15 protein-coding genes are annotated in these 21,722 nt (G+C 68.9%); 6 read left to right on the top strand and 9 right to left on the bottom strand.

Annotation, left to right across the window (positions count from 1 at the left end; genetic code table 11):
- Nucleotides 1-89 precede the first annotated feature (89 nt).
- The 4 genes from F6B93_RS23620 to F6B93_RS19170 form a co-directional block, all read right to left on the bottom strand.
- Nucleotides 90-959 carry a hypothetical protein gene (locus F6B93_RS23620; RefSeq protein ID WP_211696501.1) on the bottom strand — a complete coding sequence of 290 codons (870 nt, stop codon included), beginning with the start codon at nt 957-959 and terminating at the stop codon, nt 90-92.
- Between the two features lie 67 nt (nt 960-1,026).
- Entirely contained in the window at nt 1,027-6,615 is a 5,589-nt protein-coding gene (locus F6B93_RS23495; protein WP_211696500.1) for a PE family protein, read from the bottom strand.
- Nucleotides 6,616-6,985: 370 nt separating this feature from the next.
- A complete protein-coding gene (locus F6B93_RS19175) occupies nt 6,986-7,636 on the bottom strand; it encodes a response regulator (RefSeq protein WP_211696499.1) in 651 nt (216 codons plus the stop codon).
- A 134-nt stretch (nt 7,637-7,770) separates the two neighbouring features.
- Nucleotides 7,771-9,279: a multicopper oxidase family protein gene (locus F6B93_RS19170; RefSeq protein ID WP_211696498.1), complete on the bottom strand. Its 1,509-nt coding sequence runs from the start codon at nt 9,277-9,279 to the stop codon at nt 7,771-7,773.
- 162 nt (nt 9,280-9,441) lie between these two features.
- On the opposite strand from F6B93_RS19170, the gene lpqS reads away from it, so the two are divergent.
- The 3 genes from lpqS (at nt 9,442) to F6B93_RS19155 (ending at nt 12,498) form a co-directional block, all read left to right on the top strand.
- On the top strand, nt 9,442-9,834 hold the full coding sequence (gene lpqS / locus F6B93_RS19165; protein WP_211699610.1) for a putative copper homeostasis (lipo)protein LpqS: 393 nt from the start codon (nt 9,442-9,444) through the stop codon (nt 9,832-9,834).
- Nucleotides 9,835-10,060: 226 nt separating this feature from the next.
- On the top strand, nt 10,061-11,218 hold the full coding sequence (locus F6B93_RS19160) for a PLP-dependent cysteine synthase family protein (RefSeq protein ID WP_246541164.1): 1,158 nt from the start codon (nt 10,061-10,063) through the stop codon (nt 11,216-11,218).
- Nucleotides 11,218-12,498, top strand: a complete 1,281-nt coding sequence (locus F6B93_RS19155; RefSeq protein ID WP_211699609.1) for an MDR family MFS transporter — start codon at nt 11,218-11,220, stop codon at nt 12,496-12,498. The genes F6B93_RS19160 and F6B93_RS19155 overlap by 1 nt, the downstream gene beginning before the upstream one ends.
- Nucleotides 12,499-12,541: 43 nt before the next feature.
- Here the strand turns inward: F6B93_RS19155 and F6B93_RS19150 are convergent, their stop codons facing one another.
- Complete coding sequence (locus F6B93_RS19150; protein WP_211696496.1) at nt 12,542-13,372, bottom strand: SDR family NAD(P)-dependent oxidoreductase; 831 nt, start codon at nt 13,370-13,372, stop codon at nt 12,542-12,544.
- Between the two features lie 92 nt (nt 13,373-13,464).
- Nucleotides 13,465-14,124, bottom strand: coding sequence for a TetR/AcrR family transcriptional regulator (locus F6B93_RS19145; protein ID WP_211699608.1), 660 nt, complete (start codon nt 14,122-14,124; stop codon nt 13,465-13,467).
- Between the two features lie 314 nt (nt 14,125-14,438).
- On the opposite strand from F6B93_RS19145, the gene F6B93_RS19140 reads away from it, so the two are divergent.
- Nucleotides 14,439-15,737, top strand: coding sequence for an amidohydrolase family protein (locus tag F6B93_RS19140; protein WP_211696495.1), 1,299 nt, complete (start codon nt 14,439-14,441; stop codon nt 15,735-15,737).
- A 42-nt stretch (nt 15,738-15,779) separates the two neighbouring features.
- Nucleotides 15,780-16,946, top strand: coding sequence for an acyl-CoA dehydrogenase family protein (locus F6B93_RS19135; protein ID WP_211696494.1), 1,167 nt, complete (start codon nt 15,780-15,782; stop codon nt 16,944-16,946).
- 11 nt (nt 16,947-16,957) lie between these two features.
- Here the strand turns inward: F6B93_RS19135 and F6B93_RS19130 are convergent, their stop codons facing one another.
- A complete protein-coding gene (locus F6B93_RS19130; protein ID WP_246541163.1) occupies nt 16,958-18,757 on the bottom strand; it encodes a PPE family protein in 1,800 nt (599 codons plus the stop codon).
- A 408-nt stretch (nt 18,758-19,165) separates the two neighbouring features.
- Here F6B93_RS19130 and F6B93_RS19125 point away from each other — a divergent pair, with 408 nt between their 5' ends.
- Nucleotides 19,166-20,323, top strand: a complete 1,158-nt coding sequence (locus F6B93_RS19125) for a thiolase family protein (protein ID WP_211696492.1) — start codon at nt 19,166-19,168, stop codon at nt 20,321-20,323.
- A gap of 55 nt (nt 20,324-20,378) precedes the next feature.
- On the opposite strand, the gene F6B93_RS19120 is transcribed toward F6B93_RS19125, so the two are convergent.
- Together F6B93_RS19120 and F6B93_RS19115 are read right to left on the bottom strand one after the other, a co-directional pair.
- Nucleotides 20,379-20,570 (bottom strand): ferredoxin, encoded by a 192-nt coding sequence (locus tag F6B93_RS19120; RefSeq protein ID WP_211696491.1) that lies wholly within the window; start codon nt 20,568-20,570, stop codon nt 20,379-20,381.
- Nucleotides 20,567-21,694 (bottom strand): cytochrome P450, encoded by a 1,128-nt coding sequence (locus F6B93_RS19115; protein ID WP_211696490.1) that lies wholly within the window; start codon nt 21,692-21,694, stop codon nt 20,567-20,569. Before F6B93_RS19115 ends, F6B93_RS19120 begins: the two co-directional genes overlap by 4 nt.
- Nucleotides 21,695-21,722: the final 28 nt, after the last annotated feature.

Raw genomic sequence — 21,722 nt, 5'->3', positions numbered from 1 at the left:
AGCCGGTGCCGCCGAGGCCGGCGTCGCCGCCGGTGCCGCCGACGCCGCCTTTACCGCCGGCCCCGCCCGCGACGCCGTCGTTGGCGCTGTTATCGGTGCCGGCACCCCCAGCACCGCCTTGGCCGCCGGTGCCGCCGTCGCCGCCCGCGCCGCCGGCACCCTGGGTGCCGCCGGCACCGAGGCCGGTCGCCCCGCCGGCGCCGCCGGCCCGCCGCACCGCCGGCCGCGCCCTGGCCGCCGTCGCCGCCATCGGCAGCACCCACGGTGCCCGCACCACCGGCACCGCCGGTGCCGCCGATACCGCCGGTGCCGCCATCACCCGCCGACCCATCAACACCCGCCGCCGAGCCGGTGCCGCCGAGGCCGGCGTCGCCGCCGGTGCCGCCGACGCCGCCTTTCCCGCCGGCCCCGCCCGCGACGCCGTCGTTGGCGCTGTTATCGGTGCCGGCACCCCCAGCACCGCCTTGGCCGCCGGTGCCGCCGTCGCCGCCCGCGCCGCCGGCGCCCTGGGTGCCGCCGGCACCGAGGCCGGTCGCCCCGCCGGCGCCGCCGGTGCCGCCGGCACCGCCGGCCGCGCCCTGGCCGCCGTCGCCGCCATCGGCAGCACCCACGGTGCCCGCACCACCGGCACCGCCGGTGCCGCCCTGGCCGCCGGTGCCGCCATCACCCGCCGACCCATCAACACCCGCCGCTGAGCCGGTGCCGCCGAGGCCGGCGTCGCCGCCGGTGCCGCCGACGCCGCCTTTCCCGCCGGCCCCGCCCGCGACGCCGTCGTTGGCGCTGTTATCGGTGCCGGCACCCCCAGCACCGCCTTGGCCGCCGGTGCCGCCGTCGCCGCCCGCGCCGCCGGCGCCCTGGGTGCCGCCGGCACCGAGGCCGGTCGCCCCGCCGGCGCCGCCGGTGCCGCCGGCACCGCCGGCCGCGCCCTGGCCGCCGTCGCCGCCATCGGCAGCACCCACGGTGCCCGCACCACCGGCACCGCCGGTGCCGCCGATACCGCCGGTGCCGCCATCACCCGCCGACCCATCAACCCCGCCGCTGAGCCGGTGCCGCCGAGGCCGGCGTCGCCGCCGGTGCCGCCGACGCCGCCTTTACCGCCGGCCCCGCCCGCGACGCCGTCGTTGGCGCTGTTATCGGTGCCGGCACCCCCAGCACCGCCTTGGCCGCCGGTGCCGCCGTCGCCGCCCGCGCCGCCGACGCCCTGGGTGCCGCCGGCACCGAGGCCGGTCGCCCCGCCGGCGCCGCCGGTGCCGCCGGCACCGCCGGCCGCGCCCTGGCCGCCGTCGCCGCCATCGGCAGCACCCACGGTGCCCGCACCACCGGCACCACCGGTGCCGCCGATACCGCCGGTGCCACCATCACCCGCGCTGCCGTCGGTGCCGGCGACCGAGCCGGTGCCGCCGAGGCCGGCGTCGCCGCCGGTGCCGCCGACGCCGCCTTTCCCGCCGGCCCCGCCCGCGACGCCGTCGTTGGCGCTGTTATCGGTGCCGGCACCCCCAGCACCGCCTTGGCCGCCGGTGCCGCCGTCGCCGCCCGCGCCACCGACACCCTGGGTGCCGCCGGCACCGAGGCCGGTCGCCCCGCCGGCGCCGCCGGCCCGCCCGCACCGCCGGCCGCGCCCTGGCCGCCGTCGCCGCCATCGGCAGCACCCACGGTGCCCGCACCACCGGCACCGCCGGTGCCACCGATACCGCCGGTGCCACCATCACCCGCCGACCCATCAACACCCGCCGCCGAGCCGGTGCCGCCGAGGCCGGCGTCGCCGCCGGTGCCGCCGACGCCGCCTTTCCCGCCGGCCCCGCCCGCGACGCCGTCGTTGGCGCTGTTATCGGTGCCGGCACCCCCAGCACCGCCTTGGCCGCCGGTGCCGCCGTCGCCGCCCGCGCCGCCGACACCCTGGGTGCCGCCGGCACCGAGGCCGGTCGCCCCGCCGGCGCCGCCGGCCCCGCCCGCACCGCCGGCCGCGCCCTGGCCGCCGTCGCCGCCATCGGCAGCACCCACGGTGCCCGCACCACCGGCACCGCCGGTGCCACCGATACCGCCGGTGCCACCATCACCCGCGCTGCCGTCGGTGCCGGCGACCGAGCCGGTGCCGCCGAGGCCGGCGTCGCCGCCGGTGCCGCCGACGCCGCCTTTACCGCCGGCCCCGCCCGCGACGCCGTCGTTGGCGCTGTTATCGGTGCCGGCACCCCCAGCACCGCCTTGGCCGCCGGTGCCGCCGTCGCCGCCCGCGCCACCGACACCCTGGGTGCCGCCGGCACCGAGGCCGGTCGCCCCGCCGGCGCCGCCGGTGCCGCCGGCACCGCCGGCCGCGCCCTGGCCGCCGTCGCCGCCATCGGCAGCACCCACGGTGCCCGCACCACCGGCACCGCCGGTGCCACCGATACCGCCGGTGCCACCATCACCCGCGCTGCCGTCGGTGCCGGCGACCGAGCCGGTGCCGCCGAGGCCGGCGTCGCCGCCGGTGCCGCCGACGCCGCCTTTCCCGCCGGCCCCGCCCGCGACGCCGTCGTTGGCGCTGTTATCGGTGCCGGCACCCCCAGCACCGCCTTGGCCGCCGGTGCCGCCGTCGCCGCCCGCGCCGCCGACGCCCTGGGTGCCGCCGGCACCGAGGCCGGTCGCCCCGCCGGCGCCGCCGGTGCCGCCGGCACCGCCGGCCGCGCCCTGGCCGCCGTCGCCGCCATCGGCAGCACCCACGGTGCCCGCACCACCGGCACCGCCGGTGCCGCCGATACCGCCGGTGCCACCATCACCCGCGCTGCCGTCGGTGCCGGCGACCGAGCCGGTGCCGCCGAGGCCGGCGTCGCCGCCGGTGCCGCCGACGCCGCCTTTACCGCCGGCCCCGCCCGCGACGCCGTCGTTGGCGCTGTTATCGGTGCCGGCACCCCCAGCACCGCCTTGGCCGCCGGTGCCGCCGTCGCCGCCCGCGCCACCGACACCCTGGGTGCCGCCGGCACCGAGGCCGGTCGCCCCGCCGGCGCCGCCGGTGCCGCCGGCACCGCCGGCCGCGCCCTGGCCGCCGTCGCCGCCATCGGCAGCACCCACGGTGCCCGCACCACCGGCACCGCCGGTGCCACCGATACCGCCGGTGCCACCATCACCCGCCGACCCATCAACACCCGCCGCCGAGCCGGTGCCGCCGAGGCCGGCGTCGCCGCCGGTGCCGCCGACGCCGCCTTTACCGCCGGCCCCGCCCGCGACGCCGTCGTTGGCGCTGTTATCGGTGCCGGCACCCCCAGCACCGCCTTGGCCGCCGGTGCCGCCGTCGCCGCCCGCGCCGCCGACACCCTGGGTGCCGCCGGCACCGAGGCCGGTCGCCCCGCCGGCGCCGCCGGTGCCGCCGGCACCGCCGGCCGCGCCCTGGCCGCCGTCGCCGCCATCGGCAGCACCCACGGTGCCCGCACCACCGGCACCGCCGGTGCCGCCGATACCGCCGGTGCCACCATCACCCGCGCTGCCGTCGGTGCCGGCGACCGAGCCGGTGCCGCCGAGGCCGGCGTCGCCGCCGGTGCCGCCGACGCCGCCTTTCCCGCCGGCCCCGCCCGCGACGCCGTCGTTGGCGCTGTTATCGGTGCCGGCACCCCCAGCACCGCCTTGGCCGCCGGTGCCGCCGTCGCCGCCCGCGCCACCGGCACCCTGGGTGCCGCCGGCACCGAGGCCGGTCGCCCCGCCGGCGCCGCCGGTGCCGCCGGCACCGCCGGCCGCGCCCTGGCCGCCGTCGCCGCCATCGGCAGCACCCACGGTGCCCGCACCACCGGCACCGCCGGTGCCACCGATACCGCCGGTGCCACCATCACCCGCGCTGCCGTCGGTGCCGGCGACCGAGCCGGTGCCGCCGAGGCCGGCGTCGCCGCCGGTGCCGCCGACGCCGCCTTTACCGCCGGCCCCGCCCGCGACGCCGTCGTTGGCGCTGTTATCGGTGCCGGCACCCCCAGCACCGCCTTGGCCGCCGGTGCCGCCGTCGCCGCCCGCGCCGCCGACACCCTGGGTGCCGCCGGCACCGAGGCCGGTCGCCCCGCCGGCGCCGCCGGTGCCGCCGGCACCGCCGGCCGCGCCCTGGCCGCCGTCGCCGCCATCGGCAGCACCCACGGTGCCCGCACCACCGGCACCGCCGGTGCCACCGATACCGCCGGTGCCACCATCACCCGCCGACCCATCAACACCCGCCGCCGAGCCGGTGCCGCCGAGGCCGGCGTCGCCGCCGGTGCCGCCGACGCCGCCTTTACCGCCGGCCCCGCCCGCGACGCCGTCGTTGGCGCTGTTATCGGTGCCGGCACCCCCAGCACCGCCTTGGCCGCCGGTGCCGCCGTCGCCGCCCGCGCCACCGACACCCTGGGTGCCGCCGGCACCGAGGCCGGTCGCCCCGCCGGCGCCGCCGGTGCCGCCGGCACCGCCGGCCGCGCCCTGGCCGCCGTCGCCGCCATCGGCAGCACCCACGGTGCCCGCACCACCGGCACCGCCGGTGCCACCGATACCGCCGGTGCCACCATCACCCGCGCTGCCGTCGGTGCCGGCGACCGAGCCGGTGCCGCCGAGGCCGGCGTCGCCGCCGGTGCCGCCGACGCCGCCTTTACCGCCGGCCCCGCCCGCGACGCCGTCGTTGGCGCTGTTATCGGTGCCGGCACCCCCAGCACCACCGATCCCGCCGGTGCCGCCGTCGCCACCCGCACCGCCGACACCCTGGAAGGCACCGGAGCCGCCACCATCTCCGCCGACACCGCCGGCACCACCGGCAAAGCCAGCATCACCCGTAGCGCCGGAGGCCACAGCGTCAGCGCCATCGGCGCCACCACCACCATGCCCGCCGTCGCCGCCGTCACCGCCAATACCGGCGGTTCCCGCAGAGCCGGCCTGGCTGAAGAGGTGGCGGGCGCCCGCGGTGCCGGCTTGCCCGGCATCGCCGCCAGTGCCGCCTGCACCACCGTCGCCGCCGATTCCGGTGAGGCTGTCGGCGCCCAAGCCCCCGGCCCCGCCGGTGCCGCCGATACCGCCGGCTCCGCCTGCGCCGCCCGGGCCGAACAACAACGCGGCGCGACCCCCGGCCCCGCCATCGCCGCCGCTGCCGCCTGCGCCGCCGTCACCACCGGAGCCGCCGTCCCCGATGCCGTCGCTGCCCGCCTTACCCGCGCCGCCGGCCCCGCCGGCCCCGCCATCACCGCCGCGCATGAATAGCCCGCCACGCGCGCCTGCGCCGCCAGCGCCGCCATCACCGCCAGCGGTACCGATGCTGGTCGCAGTGCCACCCGCGCCTCCGGCACCGCCGGCGCCGCCGGTGCCGAACAGCCACCCTGGGTTGCCCCCGGCGCCGCCATCGCCCCCGGCGTTGCCAGGATCGCCGATGCCGCCAGCGCCGCCGGCGCCGCCAAATCCGAACAACTGCGCGGCTTGACCACCATTGCCGCCCGTACCGCCACCGGTGCCGCCGACGCCGCCGGCCCCACCGGCGCCAATCACGAGGCCGCTGCTTCCGCCGGAACCACCGGCCCCGCCGCCGCTGCCGCCGCTACCGCCGGCGCCGCCATCACCGAACAGCAGGCCACCGCTGCCTCCGATACCACCGGCGCCGCCGCCCGTGCCGCCGGCCCCGCCGGCACCACCGCTGCCGAACAACCACCCACCATTGCCGCCGGCGCCGCCGTCGAAACCACCGGCACCGCCAGCTCCGCCAGCGCCGCCATGACCGAACAGCCATCCCGCGTTGCCGCCGTCACCGCCGCCAACACCACCGGTTCCGCCCTCGCCGAATAGCAGGCCTCCGCGGCCGCCGTCACCGCCAGCGAAGCCACCGCCGTCACCACCGGCCCCGCCATCACCGCCACGGCCCCACAGCCGCGATGAACCGCCGGTTCCGCCAGACTGGCCGGTGTCGCCGGCCCCACCAGCACCACCATTGCCGTACAGCAACCCGCTGTGTCCGCCGGCGCCGCCGGTGCCTCCGCCGGCACCGCCAGTGCCACCGGAGCCGCCTACCCCGCCATGGCCCAACAGCCACGCGTGCCCGCCGCTACCGCCGGTACCACCGCCGATCCCGCCGGCCCCACCGTTGCCGCCACGACCGTAGAGCCAGCCGCCATTGCCGCCGGCCCCACCGCTGGCAGCACCGATCCCGCCAGCGCCGCCATTACCGCCGTTGCCCAACAACCCCGCAGACCCACCAGCCCCACCGGCCTGCCCTGGCCCGCCGGCAGCACCATTACCGCCACTGCCGTACAGCAACCCGCCGTCTCCGCCAGCCCCACCCGGAGTCGTCGCATTAGCCCCATCGCCGATCAGCGGGCGCCCCAACAACGTCTGAAACGGCCCGTTGATCGCGTTGAGCACCACCTGGTCGGCGTTGGTGGCCTCAGCCCACCCATACGCACCGGCGCCACCCTGCAACGCCGCAATGAACTGCTCGTGATACGTCGCTACCTGCGCACTGACCGCCTGATACTCCTGGCCGTATATGCCGAACAAGGCCGCAATGCGCGCGGACACCTCGTCGGCGCCCGCGGCCACAAGCTCGGTCGTCGCGGCGGCCGCTGCGGAGTTGGCAGCATCGAGCGTCGAACCGATGCTTGCCAGCTCGCCGACGGCGGCTGCGATCGCCTCCGGGGTTACCGAAACAAACGACACTGACGGCTCCTGGTGGTGTGCAGACAGCAAAAATGACCGCCGTCCCCAAATTGACGCGATCGTTACTTAAGGATGTTAATGGTCAACGCAGCGGAAAGTTTGCGTTTTCGAAAATATTTACCTTGTGTACAAAACGCCCGATGCGGATCCGTACGCTTGCCTAAGGTTCCCTCCGAAAACCTGCTGCAAGGGACGCCGCTGACCCCAGAACCGGACGCGAGTCTACCCCGGCCGCCACAGTGTGATGTGCGTCTCTTTATCGCGTTTCTTCAGTCCAGAGCCAAGAAGAGGCGCGATCCATCCACCGCTGATCATGACCGTGTACCCGTGGGGTTATCGGTCCAGCCTTGGCGGGCGTGGTCGACGTGCTCTAGTCGAGCAGTCCCTGCCGCATCGCCTCGGCGACCGCGGCCGCACGATCACTCACGTCGAGTTTCTCGTAGAGCCGTTGCACATGTGTCTTCACCGTCGACGGCGCCACATACAGCTCGGCCGCGATCACCGGGATACTTTGACCGCGAGCGATGCGATTGAGCACTTCCCGCTCGCGTGCGCTGAGCGCAGGAACCATAGCGGCAGCGCGCTGCCGGATCTCACCGGCAAGACCACCGACCAGCGCGGGCGCGACGACGTCGCGGCCGTTGGCGCAATCGAGTACTGCTTTGACGATCTCGGTGCGCGTCGAATCCTTCAGCAGGAATCCGGCGGCTCCCTGCTGAAGTGCTTGGTAGACAATCGGCGATTCGTCGTGCGCCGAGATCAGCAGCACCCGAGTCGGCAACTCGTGGCTTCGCACCGCCGCAGCTACCTGTGCACCGTCCATGCCCGGCATTCGGTAGTCCAGGAGTGCGACGTCGGGCTGGTGGGCTTTGATCAGGTCTAATGCGGCGGCTCCGTCGTCTGCCTCACCGACCACGTGCACCGAACCGCTCATCGACAGCGCTCGCACGACACCCTCCCGAAAGAGCGGGTGATCATCACCGACCACCACGCGCACTTTCTCGGGCTGCGGATTGCTCATCGAGCGCCGACCATGGCGACGAGTCTAGCGGCTCGCTGGTACCGCGCGCGGCAGCGCCGTCCCCGATACCGCGGGTCACAAAGCCCGTCGATGCGATCCGAATTCTCCCGACAAGCTGCCCGGACGCGCCCCCGTCAGAGGTCGTATTCCACGCGGGTCTCCATGCCGGCCACGAGGTGGTAGTCGTTGTGGCAGTGCATCACCCATACGCCGGGATTGTCGGCAACGAGGACGGCGCGCAGCTGCTGTTTGGGCAGCACGATCACTGTGTCCTTGCGGGCACCGGGACTGCCGTCGGCCTTGATCAGCTGAAAGGTGTGTCCGTGTAGGTGGATTGGGTGGTACATCATGGTGGTGTTGTCGAACGTCAACGTCGGTCGCTGGCCCGGTTGTACGTGTAGTGGCTTGGTCGTCCGATAGGGCTCCCCGTTGATCGTCCAGTCGTATTTGGCCATGGTGCCTCCCAGGACGACCGGGAGGTCGAGGCCGGGTTCGGGTGGACCCAAGTCGGCAGTCGTTGTGGCGGTGAACATCTCGACCGTTCCCACTCGCTTGGTCAGTTCGGACGGTCGAAACTGTGGGTCGGGTGGGCTGCCGCTGCCGGTGGACAGCAGCGCGCGCGCCAGCGCATTCTTGCCTTCGGCAGCGGCGACCAGCGCGAAGATGCCGCTGTCGGCGGTCACGATCACGTCGTAGCGTTCAGCCATGCCAATCAGTAGGGCGTCCACCTCGGTGGGGATCACCGGGTATCCATCAGTGTGGGTGACCGTCATCGAATGCCCGGTCAGTGCGATGCGGAACACCGTGTCGGCTGCGGCGTTGATGATGCGGATCCGGATTCGCTGGCCGGGTTTGGCCTGAAAGGACTTTGGGGCCGTTGGAATTCGGCCATTGATCAGGTAGTAGGGGTAGGCGATGTCGCCAGCGTCGCCCCCGAGCAGGTCACTGTTGCCGACCTCGGGCATGGTGGGCTTGTTCGGGTTGGTCAGCTCGTCGAAGAGCTGTGGTGGGGACTTCCCGACGCCATCGGTCCAATCGTCGAGGACGACGATCCATTCGGCGTCGTAGCGGCCTGGCTCGGTTGGATCATCGATGATGAGCGGCAGATAGAGGCCGTAGTCCTCCTCGACGCGAACGTGCGGATGAACCCAGTAGGTGCCCGGATCCGGCACGGAGAACCGGTAGGTGAACTCATGGCCGGGGTCGATGTTCGGGGTCGCGGGCTCGACGCCGTCCATATCGTTGCGCAGCCTGATTCCATGCCAGTGCGCCGACGTGGGAGTGTCGAGCCGGTTTGTCACCGAGACGGCCAGTTCATCGCCGACATTGGCCCTGATCGGCGCTGCCGGGATCCCATCGCCGTAGGCCAGCGTGGTGACGACCGGCCCACCCAGGTCGATCGTCTCGGGGTGGGGGGTCAACGTGGCGGTCACCGTGCGCCCACTGTGCGGCCGGGCGGCCTCGGCCGCATCGATCGCCGCAGTCATCGCGTCTGCGGCGGTACCCGCGGCGATACCGGGCGGCGGCGTTCTCGAGCCGCACGCGGCCAGGGCAAACCCGCCGGCGATACCGGCCGCGATGAAGCCACGCCTGCTGAGCCGGATCCCATCCAGGGGATTGGCGGGGGCGAGCGGTGTTGGCATTGATGACCGCTCCTTCGGTGTCTGATTCACGCTCTACTCAACCCGCGGATGCCTTGTACCCTGCTCGGACATCGGCCGGCGCGCAACACGGCATCGGACCGACCTACCGGTTTACACCATACCCGTATGGGGTATATAGTGAGCGACGTGAATACCCGGCGCATGACGTGGATGGAATCCGCGGTCGTCGTCGTCGCGTTTGCGCTGGTGGGGGCGGCCCTAGCCGCGCAATGCTGGCTTCCCCAGCCCCAGCGGTACCGGGCTCATCCGAACCACCCGCTCGCCACATCGGTGGGTCGGGAATTCGTGGTCAACATCGACCACCCGCACGTGCGCAACAACTCAACGCCACAGTGCGCGGAGCATTTCGCGCCGGCAGTGTTGCCGCGTTCGGCCGCTCCGGGCTTCGCTGTAGACATCGTGGCAGCGACCGCCGAAGGCGCAGCCACGCCCATCCACCCGGTGGTGGCGACCGTGCGCGGTCCGCCGGCGGGGTTAGACATCGCTCGCTCGGGTCAAGATCTGTTGACCCGGTTCTGCCTCGCACGTCGCTGACTGGTCAGCGCCAGGCCATGGCGGCTATTCGCCAGGCCGGTGCCCGCTGACCGACATCATTTGCCGCGTCCAAACCCGCGGCCCCGATGCAGGAGCGACGATCCCTATGACCAACAGCTGGACCACCCATGCCCTTGAGAGCGTTGAGAGCACTGAGAGCACTGAAGGAACCCCTGCCCGCGTGGAAAACTCGGCCGCCGTAACCTCGACCAACCCACCGAGAGCCATTCCCAGCCGGTCGCACCTCACCACCGTCAGGCAGCGACCAACGCGGGACCGTTACCGGCCGGCGCCAGACGAACAGCGTCGGGCGCCCGGCCGCAATCGCCACCCGGGCGCCATGGTCGGCAACACCCCGGTGCTGTGGATACGCGACGCGTCGGCACCCGCGAACCTCATGGGCACGGCCGATCGTGGGTTCTGGGCCAAGCTGGAAGGATTCAACCCCGGCGGCATGAAGGACCGTCCGGCGATGCACATGGTCGAGCGCGCCCGTGCTCGTGGGGACCTCGCACCCGGCGGCGCCATTATCGAATCAACCAGCGGCACACTCGGATTAGGGCTAGCCTTGGCTGGCACCGTGTATCAGCATCCGGTCACGTTGGTCACCGACCCAGGTCTGGAACCCATCATTGCGCGCATGCTGACCGCCTATGGCGCTCGGGTCGACATGGTGACCGAGCCACACCCGGTCGGCGGGTGGCAACAAGCGCGCAAAGACCGGGTTGCTCAGCTGATGGCGGCTGACCCCGGCGCGTGGAATCCCAACCAGTACAACAACCCCGACAACGTGGACGCCTACCGGCCGCTGGCGCTGGAGCTGGTTGCCCAGCTGGGGCGCGTCGATGTGCTGGTGTGCTCGGTGGGCACCGGCGGACATTCCGCCGGTGTGGCCCGAGTGCTGCGCGAGTACAACCCGGCTATGCAGCTGATCGGTGTGGACACCATCGGGTCGACCATCTTCGGCCAACCCGCGTCGAGCAGGTTGATGCGCGGGCTGGGGTCCAGCATCTATCCCCGCAACGTCGACTATGGCGCGTTCAACGAAGTGCACTGGGTTGCTCCCGCCGAAGCCGTCTGGGCGTGCCGTTCGCTGGCCGCAAACCACTACGCCAGCGGGGGATGGAGTGTTGGTGCGGTCGGGCTGGTCGCCGGATGGGCCGCGCGAAACCTGCCGGCCGACACCACTATCGCCGCCGTCTTCCCAGACGGCCCGCAGCGCTACTTCGACACCGTCTACAACGACCGGTACTGCAACGACCACAACCTGCTCAGCGGCGCACCCCCTGCTGAGCCTGAGGAGATTGCCGCGCCCTCCGACGCCGTCATCACCCGGTGGACCCGCAGCACCACGGTTTTCGACCCCGCTCAGGTGGCGGCATGATGGGCCTGCTCGCGCAGTTCCGCAGCTTTAACCGTCCGAGCCGGGTGCTGATGGTCAATCAGTTCGGGATCAACCTCGGTTTCTACATGCTGATGCCGTACCTGGCCGATTATCTAGCCGGCCCGCTTGGGCTGGCCGCGTGGGCGGTGGGTCTGGTGATGGGCGTGCGCAACTTCTCGCAGCAGGGCATGTTCTTCGTGGGCGGCACGCTGGCTGATCGGTTCGGCTACAAACCGCTGATCGTTGCGGGATGTCTGGTACGCACGGGCGGGTTCGCGTTGCTGGTGTTCGCGCAATCGCTTCCGAGCGTGCTGATCGCCTCGGCTGCAACGGGTTTTGCCGGCGCCCTGTTCAATCCCGCGGTGCGCGCCTACCTCGCGGTCGAATCCGGTGCCCGAAAGATCGAAGCGTTCGCGATGTTCAACGTCTTCTATCAGTCGGGGATCTTGCTCGGCCCGCTGGTGGGACTGGCGTTGCTGGCGCTTGATTTCCGGATGACCGTGCTGGGCGCCGCAGCGGTCTTCGCCGCACTGACAATCGTGCAGCTACTCGCGCTACCACAACACCAAGCAGACCCGAGTAGCGAACCAACGTCGATTCTTGTGGACTGGCGGACCGTCGTGCAGAATCGGCCGTTTCTGTGGTTCGCGGCAACGATGATCGGGTGCTATGTGCTGTCGTTCCAGATCTATCTTGCGCTTCCCATGCAGGCCTCGCTGCTAGCGCCGCACAATCAGTCGCTCCTCATCGCGGCGATGTTCGCACTGTCAGGACTGGTCGCGATCGTCGGACAACTGCGAATCACGTCCTGGTTCGCCGCCCGCTGGGGCGTCGGGCGCAGCCTGGCCGTCGGGGCGACGATCCTCGCGGCGTCGTTCGTGCCCCTTGCGATTGTTCCGAATGGTCTACGGTTCGGGACTGTGGCAGCGATCGCAGCGCTCCTGCTGGCCGCGAGCCTGCTTGCGATCGCATCCGCGGCCTTGTTCCCGTTCGAGATGCGAACCGTGGTGTCGCTGTCCGGTGACCGGCTAGTTGCCACCCACTATGGCTTCTACAGCACGATCGTGGGCGCCGGAATTCTCATCGGAAACGTCGTTGTCGGGTCGCTCATGACCGTGGCCCATCGCGTCAACGCCGATGAGATCGTTTGGGGCAGCTTGATTCTGGTGGGACTCGTTGCGGCCTTCGGGTTGTCACGGCTGGACCGGTACGCCTCCGGTTCCCGAAACTCGAACCGCCGGTGGCAGCCCAAAGCGCAACTATGCTCCCAGGCCACCTAGACACGATCGAACCCCGGACCGGGCATGACTCCAGCGAGCGCCGTTAGTGGCGCCACCCTTCGGCGGCCTGCGCCTCGAACGTGCGGTCAATGCGCTCGAACCTGCGGCCGATCGGTGCACGTGCGGCCTGGTGCGGAAGGACGTACAAGCGGTTGGCCAGAATCGCGTCCGCGGTCAAACTGGCCACGTCCGCGAGGGTCATGGTCGCGTCCTGCTCTGGCAGGGGCCCCAGCGCACCCGGCGCGTCGGGCGTGGACGGCTGCCCGTCGTCGGCATGGCGGATGCGTCCAGAATTGGTGACCAGGTTGGTTTCGATCACCATCGGGCACATGACGGACACCCCGACACCGCTGTCCTTGACCTCACGGGCCAGCGTCTCCGCCAGAGCGACAACGCCATACTTGGCAACGCCATACGCGCCGAGACCCGCGTTGGGTACCAGGCCCGCGAACGACGCGGTGAACACGAGGTGGCCGCCCTGGTCGAGTAACCCTGGCAGGAACGCTTCGACGGTATGAATCGAACCCCACAGGTCGACATCGATGACGAACCGCCAGTCTTCGTGCGTCATCTGAGCGATCGGACCCGCGATGACGATGCCGGCGTTGCTGAAGACGATGTCGACGCGGCCCAGGAGGCGGCCGGCTTCGGCTGCGAGATCGGTGACTTGGTCCACGTGGCGGACATCGCAGACGACCCCGTGTGCGTCAAATCCCTCGGAACGCAGCTGTGCCACGGATTGTTCCAGCGCCGGCTTGTCGATATCAGCGAGCACCACCTGGGCACCGCGGCGGGCGAATTCGGCCGCGCTGGCCAGGCCGATACCACTCGCACCGCCGGTGATCACCGCCCCGCGCCCCTCGAATCCGTCCACAGGGCGAACCTTATTTCACCCCGCCACCAGGGTCGCCCGGCGGGGCGGCCCGGGCATGAGGAGACGGCCGTTGGGCTGTGATCAGGTCACGCTCAGGCGTTGACGTTGGCAAGGCCTCGCGAACAGAAATCCCACACCTCCTCGGCGGTGATCGGGTGGGCTGTCTCATCCTCGGTGCCGCCGCTGGATTGGCCGATGAACATGACCGTCTGCATCGTCATGGCCGCGAACCGCCTGAGATTGATGCCGGGACGCAACTGGCCGGCCTCGGCCGCGGCTTCCATGAGCTCGGAGAGCAACGCTAACAGCGGCGCGTGAGCGGCTTTGACCTCAGCGGGATGGGTGGTCAGCAACCGGGGCGCAAAATCGGTGTACAGGAGTCTGGTTGCCGTCGGGTCCGCGCGCGAGGCCTCGTACAACAGCTCAACGGCAACCCGCAGGCGCTCGAGCGGATCGGTGCTGCTTTCCGTGGCGGCACGGATTTGGTCGGCCGACCGGCTCAACGCGTCTTCGAACAGCGCCAGCAAGAGCTCGTGCTTTCCGTCGAACTGCAGGTAGAAACTGCGAAGTGATTGGCGTGACCGGTCGACGACCTCCTGGACGGTGAAGTCCGTGCTGCCCTTCTCGATGATGATGGCCTGCGCTGCGTCCAGGAAGCGCTGAACGCGCTGCGCCGCACGAAGTTTCGCGGTCTTGATGGACCGCTCGACCGCGCGTTGCTTCCAGGCCGGCTCGTCGCGCGTGCTGGTCACCACTGGCTCGATTGATTTCCGTGTGACGAGAACATGGTTGGACTCTACCGGAGAATACCGTCTCGGTTCGGCTTCGAGCACGGCGCGACAAGCCATGGAGGACTGCTCCGGGCGGACGCGCCCTTGCCTCGTCCACCGCGGTTCAGCCGGGGAGCCTGCGGGCCGCGTGCCTGGATGTTGATTCTCGCGTTGCGAGAAGATAGTTTTCAACATGAGATCTTTCGCCCGGGCGCCGACTCGCCAATGCCCGCTTGCCGTGTGGCGGACGCTCAATGGGTTCAGGGGCTCAATGGGTTCAGGGGAGAGGAACGGCCATGAACAAAGACGACATGATCCTGATCAGCGTCGATGACCACACCGTCGAACCGCCGAACATGTTCAAGAACCATCTGGCGGCCAAGTACGTCGACGACGCGCCGCGGCTGGTGCACAACCCCGACGGCTCGGATATGTGGAAGTTCCGCGACATGGTGATTCCGAACGTGGCGCTCAATGCCGTGGCCGGGCGACCCAAAGAGGAATACGGGTTGGAGCCGCAGGGTTTGGACGAGATCCGGCCCGGTTGCTACAACGTCGACGAACGAATCAAGGACATGAATGCTGGGGGCATCCTGGCCTCGATTTGCTTTCCGTCTTTTCCCGGCTTTGCCGGGCGCCTGTTCGCCACCGACGACCCCGAGTTCTCCGTGGCCCTGGTGCAGGCCTACAACGACTGGCATATCGACGAATGGTGCGGTGCGTATCCGGCTCGTTTCATTCCCATGGCGTTGCCGGTGATCTGGGACGCCGAGGCGTGCGCCGCCGAGGTGCGACGCGTCTCGAAGAAGGGCGTGCACGCATTGACCTTCAGCGAGAACCCAGCGGCGATGGGTTACCCCAGTTTTCACAACGAGTATTGGAATCCGCTGTGGAAGGCGTTGTGCGACACCAACACCGTGATGAACATCCATATTGGATCCTCCGGCAAGCTGGCAATCACCGCCCCGGACGCGCCAATGGACGTACTGATCACCCTGCAGCCGATGAACATTGTGCAGGCCGCCGCGGACCTGCTGTGGTCCAAACCGATCAAGGAATATCCGGAGCTGAAGATCGCCCTGTCCGAGGGCGGCACCGGCTGGATCCCCTATTTCCTCGAACGAGCGGACCGGACGTTCGAGATGCACTCGACATGGACCCACCAGAATTTCGGAGGCAAGCTACCCAGCGAGGTGTTCCGCGACCACTTCCTGACGTGTTTCATCAGTGACAAGGTGGGTGTGTCGCTGCGCAACATGATCGGCGTCGACAACATCGCCTGGGAGGCCGACTACCCACACAGCGACTCGTTGTGGCCGGGCGCACCCGAAGAGCTGTGGGAAGTACTGTCGTTGAACGACGTGCCGGGCGACGAGATCAACAAGATGACCCACGAAAACGCCATGCGCTGGTATTCGTTCGATCCTTTCACCCACATCCCGCGGGAGCAGGCCAATGTTGGCGCGCTGCGTAAGGCCGCGGCGGGTCACGATGTGTCCATTCGGGCGCTGAGTCACCATAAAGACAGCAGGTCGGGCTCGTCGGTCGCGGAGTTTACCGCCAGCGCCAAAGAGCTCGCCGGCAACAAGGACTGAAGCGCCCCGTCTGCTCGCGGTGAAAGGCGGCCCGTGGCTGGGATGAATTTCGAACTGACCGATGACCAGGAGTTGATCCGGCGGTCGGTTGCCGAGTTGGCGCGGAAATTTGACGATCACTACTGGATGGAGAAGGACCAGGCGCACCAATTTCCGAACGAGTTCTACCGCGCCATCGCCGACGGCGGCTGGCTGGGGATGACGATCCCCACCGAGTACGGCGGGCATGGTCTCGGCATCACCGAGGCCACACTGTTGCTCGAGGAGGTCGCCAGATCCGGCGGCGGGATGAACGCGGCCAGCTCGATCCACTTGTCGATCTTCGGGATGCAACCGGTGATCGTGCACGGCTCCGAGGAGCTCAAGCGTCGCACGTTGCCCCCTGTCGCGACCGGCGATGTGCACGTCTGTTTCGGGGTGACCGAACCCGGTGCTGGGCTGGACACGTCGCGCATCACCACATTCGCCAAACGCGACGGGGACCGCTATGTCGTCAACGGCAGGAAGGTTTGGATCTCCAAAGCGATGGAGTCCGACAAGATCCTGCTGCTGACGCGTACCCAACGCCATGACGAAGTGTCCAAGAAGACCGACGGTATGACCCTGTTCCTCACTGATCTCGACCGCAGCCGGGTTGACATCCGTCCCATTGCCAAGATGGGCCGCAATGCCGTCAGCTCAAACGAACTGTTCATCGACAACTTGACTGTTCCGGTCGAGGACCGAGTCGGTGAGGAAGGCAAGGGGTTTCAGTACATCCTGGACGGTTTGAACCCGGAGCGTATGCTGATCGCGGCCGAGGCACTCGGCATCGGCAGGGTGGCCTTGGACAAGGCCGTGAGCTACGCCAACGACCGCGAAGTTTTTGGCCGGCCGATCGGCATGAACCAGGGGATCCAGTTCCCGCTCGCCGACTCACTGGCTCGGCTAGACGCTGCCGAGCTGATGTTGCGGAAGGCGACCTGGCTCTATGACAACGGCAAACCCTGTGGGCGCGAGGCCAACAGTGCCAAGTACCTGTGCGCCGATGCCGGCTTTACCGCCGCGGATCGGGCTCTGCAAACCCACGGCGGCATGGGCTACGCCGAGGAGTACCACGTTGCGCGCTACTTTCGCGAGGCCCGGCTCATGAAGATCGCGCCGATCAGTCAGGAGATGATCCTGAACTTTCTCGGCTCGCACACGCTCAAGCTGCCGAGAAGCTACTGAAGGTCGATCCGTTACGGCCGAAAGAAGCCCGACTGATCAGTTCCTCTGTTGTACGCGCCCGAATTCATGCTGCCCGTCTGGCCAATGCCGGAGTTGAGGGTGTTTGCGTTCGAGATCCCCGCATTGAACATGCCGGTGTTGAGATAGCCGGCGTTGCCGGAGCCCGTGTTGCCGATACCCGCCTGGAAGCCCGCCCCCGCATTGTCGATGCCGGAGCTGCCCAAAACGCTGCTCGTGTTGGCCAAGCCGGAGTTGAATCCCGTACCCGAGCTCGTGTTGAAGAAGCCTGAGTTGCCGGTGCCGATGTTCCCGAAGCCCGAGTTCGGACCCACTGGACCGAGATTGCCCGCGCCGGTGCTCAAGTCGATCGAGTTGAGGAACCCCGTGTTTGTGTTGCCGGAGTTTGCCCATCCCGTGTTGGTGTCGCCAGCGTTCTTGAATCCGGTGTTGTAGCTGCCCGAGTTCCAGTGGCCCGTGTTGGCATCGCCGGCGTTGCCGAAGCCCACGTTGCCGGTACCGGAGTTGCCGCCGCCGACGTCGCGGAGCCCGGAGTTCCCGAAACCGTAGTTCTGGTCGCCGCCGTTGATGAAGCCCGTGTTCGTCATTCCGGCGTTCCCGAAGCCGGTGTTGATGGCCCCCGAGTTCGATATGCCGAAGTTGCCGTCACCCGAGTTGAAGAATCCGACGTTGTTGTCACCGGAGTTGAAGAAGCCGATGTTGTTGTTGCCGGAGTTGCCGAATCCGAAGTTCCCGATGCCCGAGTTGAGCGCGCTGAAGTTGATGCCTACCTGGTTGTCGCCGACGAGCCCGATCCCGATGTTGTTGTTGCCGAGATTTCCAAAACCGATGTTGTTGTCGCCCAGGTTGCCCAGCCCGAAGTTGCTCAAGCCATTGTTCCCAAAACCGATATTCAGGTTGTTGGTGTTTCCGCTGCCGAAGTTGGAGCTGCCGCTGTTTCCGTTGCCGAGGTTGCCGCTGCCGATGTTTCCGCTTCCGACGTTCCCATCGCCGATGTTCCCGAAGCCCGTGTTGGTGGTGCCGGTATTGCCGCTGCCAAAGTTGGTGTTGCCGGTGTTTCCGTTGCCGACGTTGGTGTTGCCGATATTTCCGCTGCCGAGGTTGGTGTTGCCTTGATTCCCGCTGCCCAAGTTGGTGTTGCCTTGGTTTCCGCTGCCCAGATTCGAATCACCGATGTTTCCGCCGCCCAGCTGGAAGTTTCCGATGTTGCCGATGGCCGCTGCCGGCGCGGCAGCCGGAGATGTGGCCGCGGCCGGAGCGCCGGTAGTTGCCTCCGCGGCGGTCGCTGTTGGCGCGCCGGGCAGGCCGGGCAGTTCGTGCACTGTCTGCTGCCATGGTGACAACTGTGCGGCCGCCTCGGACACCCCGCCGTGGTAGCCCGCCATGGCCGCCACATCCTGAGCCCACATCTCCTCGTAGGCGGCCTCGGTAGCCGCAATCGCCGGCGCGTTCTGACCAAGCACATTCGACATCACCAGCTGCACAAACGCGTTCCGGTTGGCCGACACCAGCAACGGATGGATGGTCGCGGCACGTGCGGCCTCGAAGACTCCCGCAACGGCCTTGGCCTGCGCGGACGCGCCCGCAGCCCGGGTCGCGGCGGCGGCCAACCACCCCGCGTACGGAGCTGCTGCCGCCGCCATCGCCGCGGCCGCTGGGCCCTGCCACGCCTGATTGGCCAACCCCGAGGTCACCGAACCAAACGACTCTGCGGCCGACCCCAGCTCGGCGGCCAACCCATCCCAGGCCGCCGACGCGCTAAACATCGGCTCCGAACCGGCGCCAGAGAACATCCGCAAAGAATTGATCTCCGGTGGCAACACGGAAAAGTTCGTCACAACTGTCCTCCTAGTTGGGATTGCCGAGAAAGGCTGGTGCCTGCGGCGCTCGGGGTGACCACCCGCCGAGCAATGCCGGACGCCCACCCACTCAACGCACACATCAGGTGGCGCCCCACCCCCCACTGGCAATCGTCGGGCAATTCGAGCAACCTAGCAGCTAGGAATATTGAATGTTACGTCAATCGCCGCGCAACCTGGGCGTTTCCTCGATCTAGTCCAGAACTTCTGGCGGTCGCCAAGGAACATTCGGTACCCCGCGACCCGCGTCGCCGCGTCCGCGAACGACGCCCACGCGCAGGTCGGGGCCACGCCCGTCGTTTACTAGGCGGTGGACAAGATATGTCGAGCGGAGCAGACCTTATGAGAGAAGCAGTGATTGTGGACGCCGTACGTACCCCGGTCGGCAAACGCAACGGCCGTTTGTCCGAAATGCACGCCGCCGACCTGTCCGCGGTCGTCCTCAATGAACTGTTGGACCGCTGCGGTATTAGCCCCGAGATCATCGACGACGTCATCTGGGGGTGCGTGTCCCAGGTCGGCGATCAGTCCAGCAACATCGGCCGCTTCGCGGTCCTGGCCGCAGGCTGGCCGGAGCGTATTCCAGGGACTACGGTCAACCGGGCTTGCGGATCCAGCCAGCAAGCCCTCGACTTCGCGGCCCACGCGGTGATGTCGGGCCAGCAGGACGTCGTGGTGGCCGGCGGCGTCGAGGTGATGAGTCGGGTACCGCTTGGCGCGGCCAGGGCTACCGGCATGCCGTACGGCCCGAAAGTCCTTGCCCGGTATGAAGATTTTTCCTTCAACCAGGGATTGTCGGCAGAGATGATCGCCGCGAAGTGGCGGTTGTCCCGCGGCCGGCTCGACGAATACGCGGCCTTGTCGCACGAGCGGGCGGCGGCTGCTCAGGATGGGGGAGCGTTTGCCGACCAGATCGTTCCGGTGTTTCCAGACAAGGGAGTCGATGGTGAGGTCGTGCTCGCGGATGAGGGGGTGCGGCGGGAAACCAGTGTCGAGAAGCTGGCCGCGCTCAAGCCCGCGTTCACCGAAGGCGGTGTCATCCACGCAGGCAACTCCTCGCAGATCTCCGACGGAGCCGCCGCGCTGTTGGTGACCACCTCGGAGATGGCTGTGGAGTTGGGGCTCACGCCCATGGTGCGCTACCGCGCGGGCGCGGTCACCGGCGCGGATCCCGTTCTCATGCTGACCGGGCCGATCCCGGCGACCGAGAAAGTACTGGGCAAGGCCGGGGTTACCCTCGCGGAGATCGGCGTCTTCGAGGTAAACGAAGCCTTCGCGCCGGTTCCGCTGGCGTGGTTGGCAGAAACTGGAGCCGAGGCGCAGCGCCTGAACCCGTTGGGCGGAGCCATAGCGCTCGGCCATCCGTTGGGGGCCTCCGGGGCCGTGCTGCTAACTCGGATGGTACATCATATGCGCGACAACGGGATTCGCTATGGGTTGCAGACTATGTGCGAAGGCGGCGGAACCGCGAACGCCACCGTGGTGGAGCTGGTGAACTAGGTGGTGGGCCGCCGATCGCGTTGGGCTTGTCCGGTCGGCTTACGGCGTGGTTGCGCTACTCGCGGATCGAGATCGCCTGTCGCGGGCATTGCCGCACCGCCTCTTGCACGCGTGACTCGTTTTCCGGCGTGACATCCGGCTGCAGCACCGTCAACATGTCGTCGTCGTCCAGGTGGAATACCTCTCCGATGATGCCCATGCACACTCCGTTGCTCTCGCAAAGGCCGAAATCGACGTGGACTCTCATCGCAGCACCCGCACCGGTACGTTCCGCCAGCCTGTGACGTTTTGCATGTGGACACGCGTGCAGCCGGCCCAGTCCACCTCGTAGTTCGGCATGAATTCGATCAGCTTCTCGAGTGCGACAGCGCTTTCCAAACGGGCTAACGCCGCGCCCAAGCAGCTGTGAACCCCATAGCCGAAGCCAAGATTGGTGGCTTCATGCGGGTCGCGGTCGATATCGAAATCGTCGGGATCGGTCCACACCCGCGGGTCACGGTTGGCGGCACCGTTGATCAGGAACACCGGCTTTCCCGCCGGGATCGTGACGCCATGCAGGTGAACGTCTTTCATCGAGCGGCGTACCTGATATTGCGATGGTGGCTCGTAGCGCAGTAGCTCTTCGACTGCCGCGGGGATCTTGTCGCGGTCGTCGAGCAACGTGTGCCACTGCGCGGGATTCTGGGCGAAGATCACCGGCGCACTGCCCACGAGCTTGGTGACGGTCTCGGCGCCCGCACCGCCTAATAGTGTTGCAAATCCTGCTATTTCGATGTCGTCGAGGGTGGCCTTCGTGCCGTCCTCGCGTTCGAGCTCGGCGGTGATGAGCCGGCTGAGAAGATCGTCATGTAACTCCTCGCGGCGCCGCTTGACCAGATCGTAATACAACATCGCAATGTTGACGGTGGCTTGCATGCCTTGCTCGCCCATGTCCACCTGTCCGGGCTCGCGATGCAGCGACTCATCGATCCAGAGGCGAATCTGCTGCGCGTGCTTCTGCGGGACCCCCAGCATGGTGGTGATCACCTCGACCGGGAACGGACCGGAAAAATCCTGCACCACGTCGAACTGAACCGGATCGGCTGCGTTGAGGTACTTCTCGACCTTCTCGATCACCAGCTGCCGCTGAGACTGAATGGCACGTGGCGTAAACACCTTGTTGAGCAAACTGCGCATGTTGCGATGCTCGGGTGGGTCCATGAAGATGATCGATTGCGGCGGACGCTGCCCGGACCGCACCATCGACAAATCGATACCGTACGCCGACGAATACGTGTCGAAATCCTTGAGGGCCGCCGACACATCCTCGTGGCGGGTGAGCGCGTAGAAATCGTACTCCGCGTTGTAGTACACCGGCGCTTCCTCCCGCATCCGCCGGTAGGTCTCCCACGCGCCGTTG

Source organism: Mycobacterium spongiae (assembly GCF_018278905.1).
GTDB classification, from domain to species: domain Bacteria; phylum Actinomycetota; class Actinomycetes; order Mycobacteriales; family Mycobacteriaceae; genus Mycobacterium; species Mycobacterium spongiae.
The sequence above is the reverse complement of the archived record's forward strand: the minus strand, read 5'-3'. Positions and strand labels throughout refer to the sequence as shown.

Coding starts and splice junctions, on each gene's coding strand:
- F6B93_RS19155 (WP_211699609.1), top strand. CDS start 11,218: ATGGGCCTGCTCGCGCAGTTCCGCAGCTTTAACCGTCCGAGCCGGGTG.
- F6B93_RS19175 (WP_211696499.1), bottom strand. CDS start 7,636: ATGAGCAATCCGCAGCCCGAGAAAGTGCGCGTGGTGGTCGGTGATGAT.
- F6B93_RS19115 (WP_211696490.1), bottom strand. CDS start 21,694: ATGCGGGAGGAAGCGCCGGTGTACTACAACGCGGAGTACGATTTCTAC.
- F6B93_RS19120 (WP_211696491.1), bottom strand. CDS start 20,570: ATGAGAGTCCACGTCGATTTCGGCCTTTGCGAGAGCAACGGAGTGTGC.
- F6B93_RS19170 (WP_211696498.1), bottom strand. CDS start 9,279: ATGCCAACACCGCTCGCCCCCGCCAATCCCCTGGATGGGATCCGGCTC.
- F6B93_RS19125 (WP_211696492.1), top strand. CDS start 19,166: ATGAGAGAAGCAGTGATTGTGGACGCCGTACGTACCCCGGTCGGCAAA.
- lpqS (WP_211699610.1), top strand. CDS start 9,442: ATGACGTGGATGGAATCCGCGGTCGTCGTCGTCGCGTTTGCGCTGGTG.
- F6B93_RS19130 (WP_246541163.1), bottom strand. CDS start 18,757: ATGTTCTCTGGCGCCGGTTCGGAGCCGATGTTTAGCGCGTCGGCGGCC.
- F6B93_RS19135 (WP_211696494.1), top strand. CDS start 15,780: ATGAATTTCGAACTGACCGATGACCAGGAGTTGATCCGGCGGTCGGTT.
- F6B93_RS19140 (WP_211696495.1), top strand. CDS start 14,439: ATGAACAAAGACGACATGATCCTGATCAGCGTCGATGACCACACCGTC.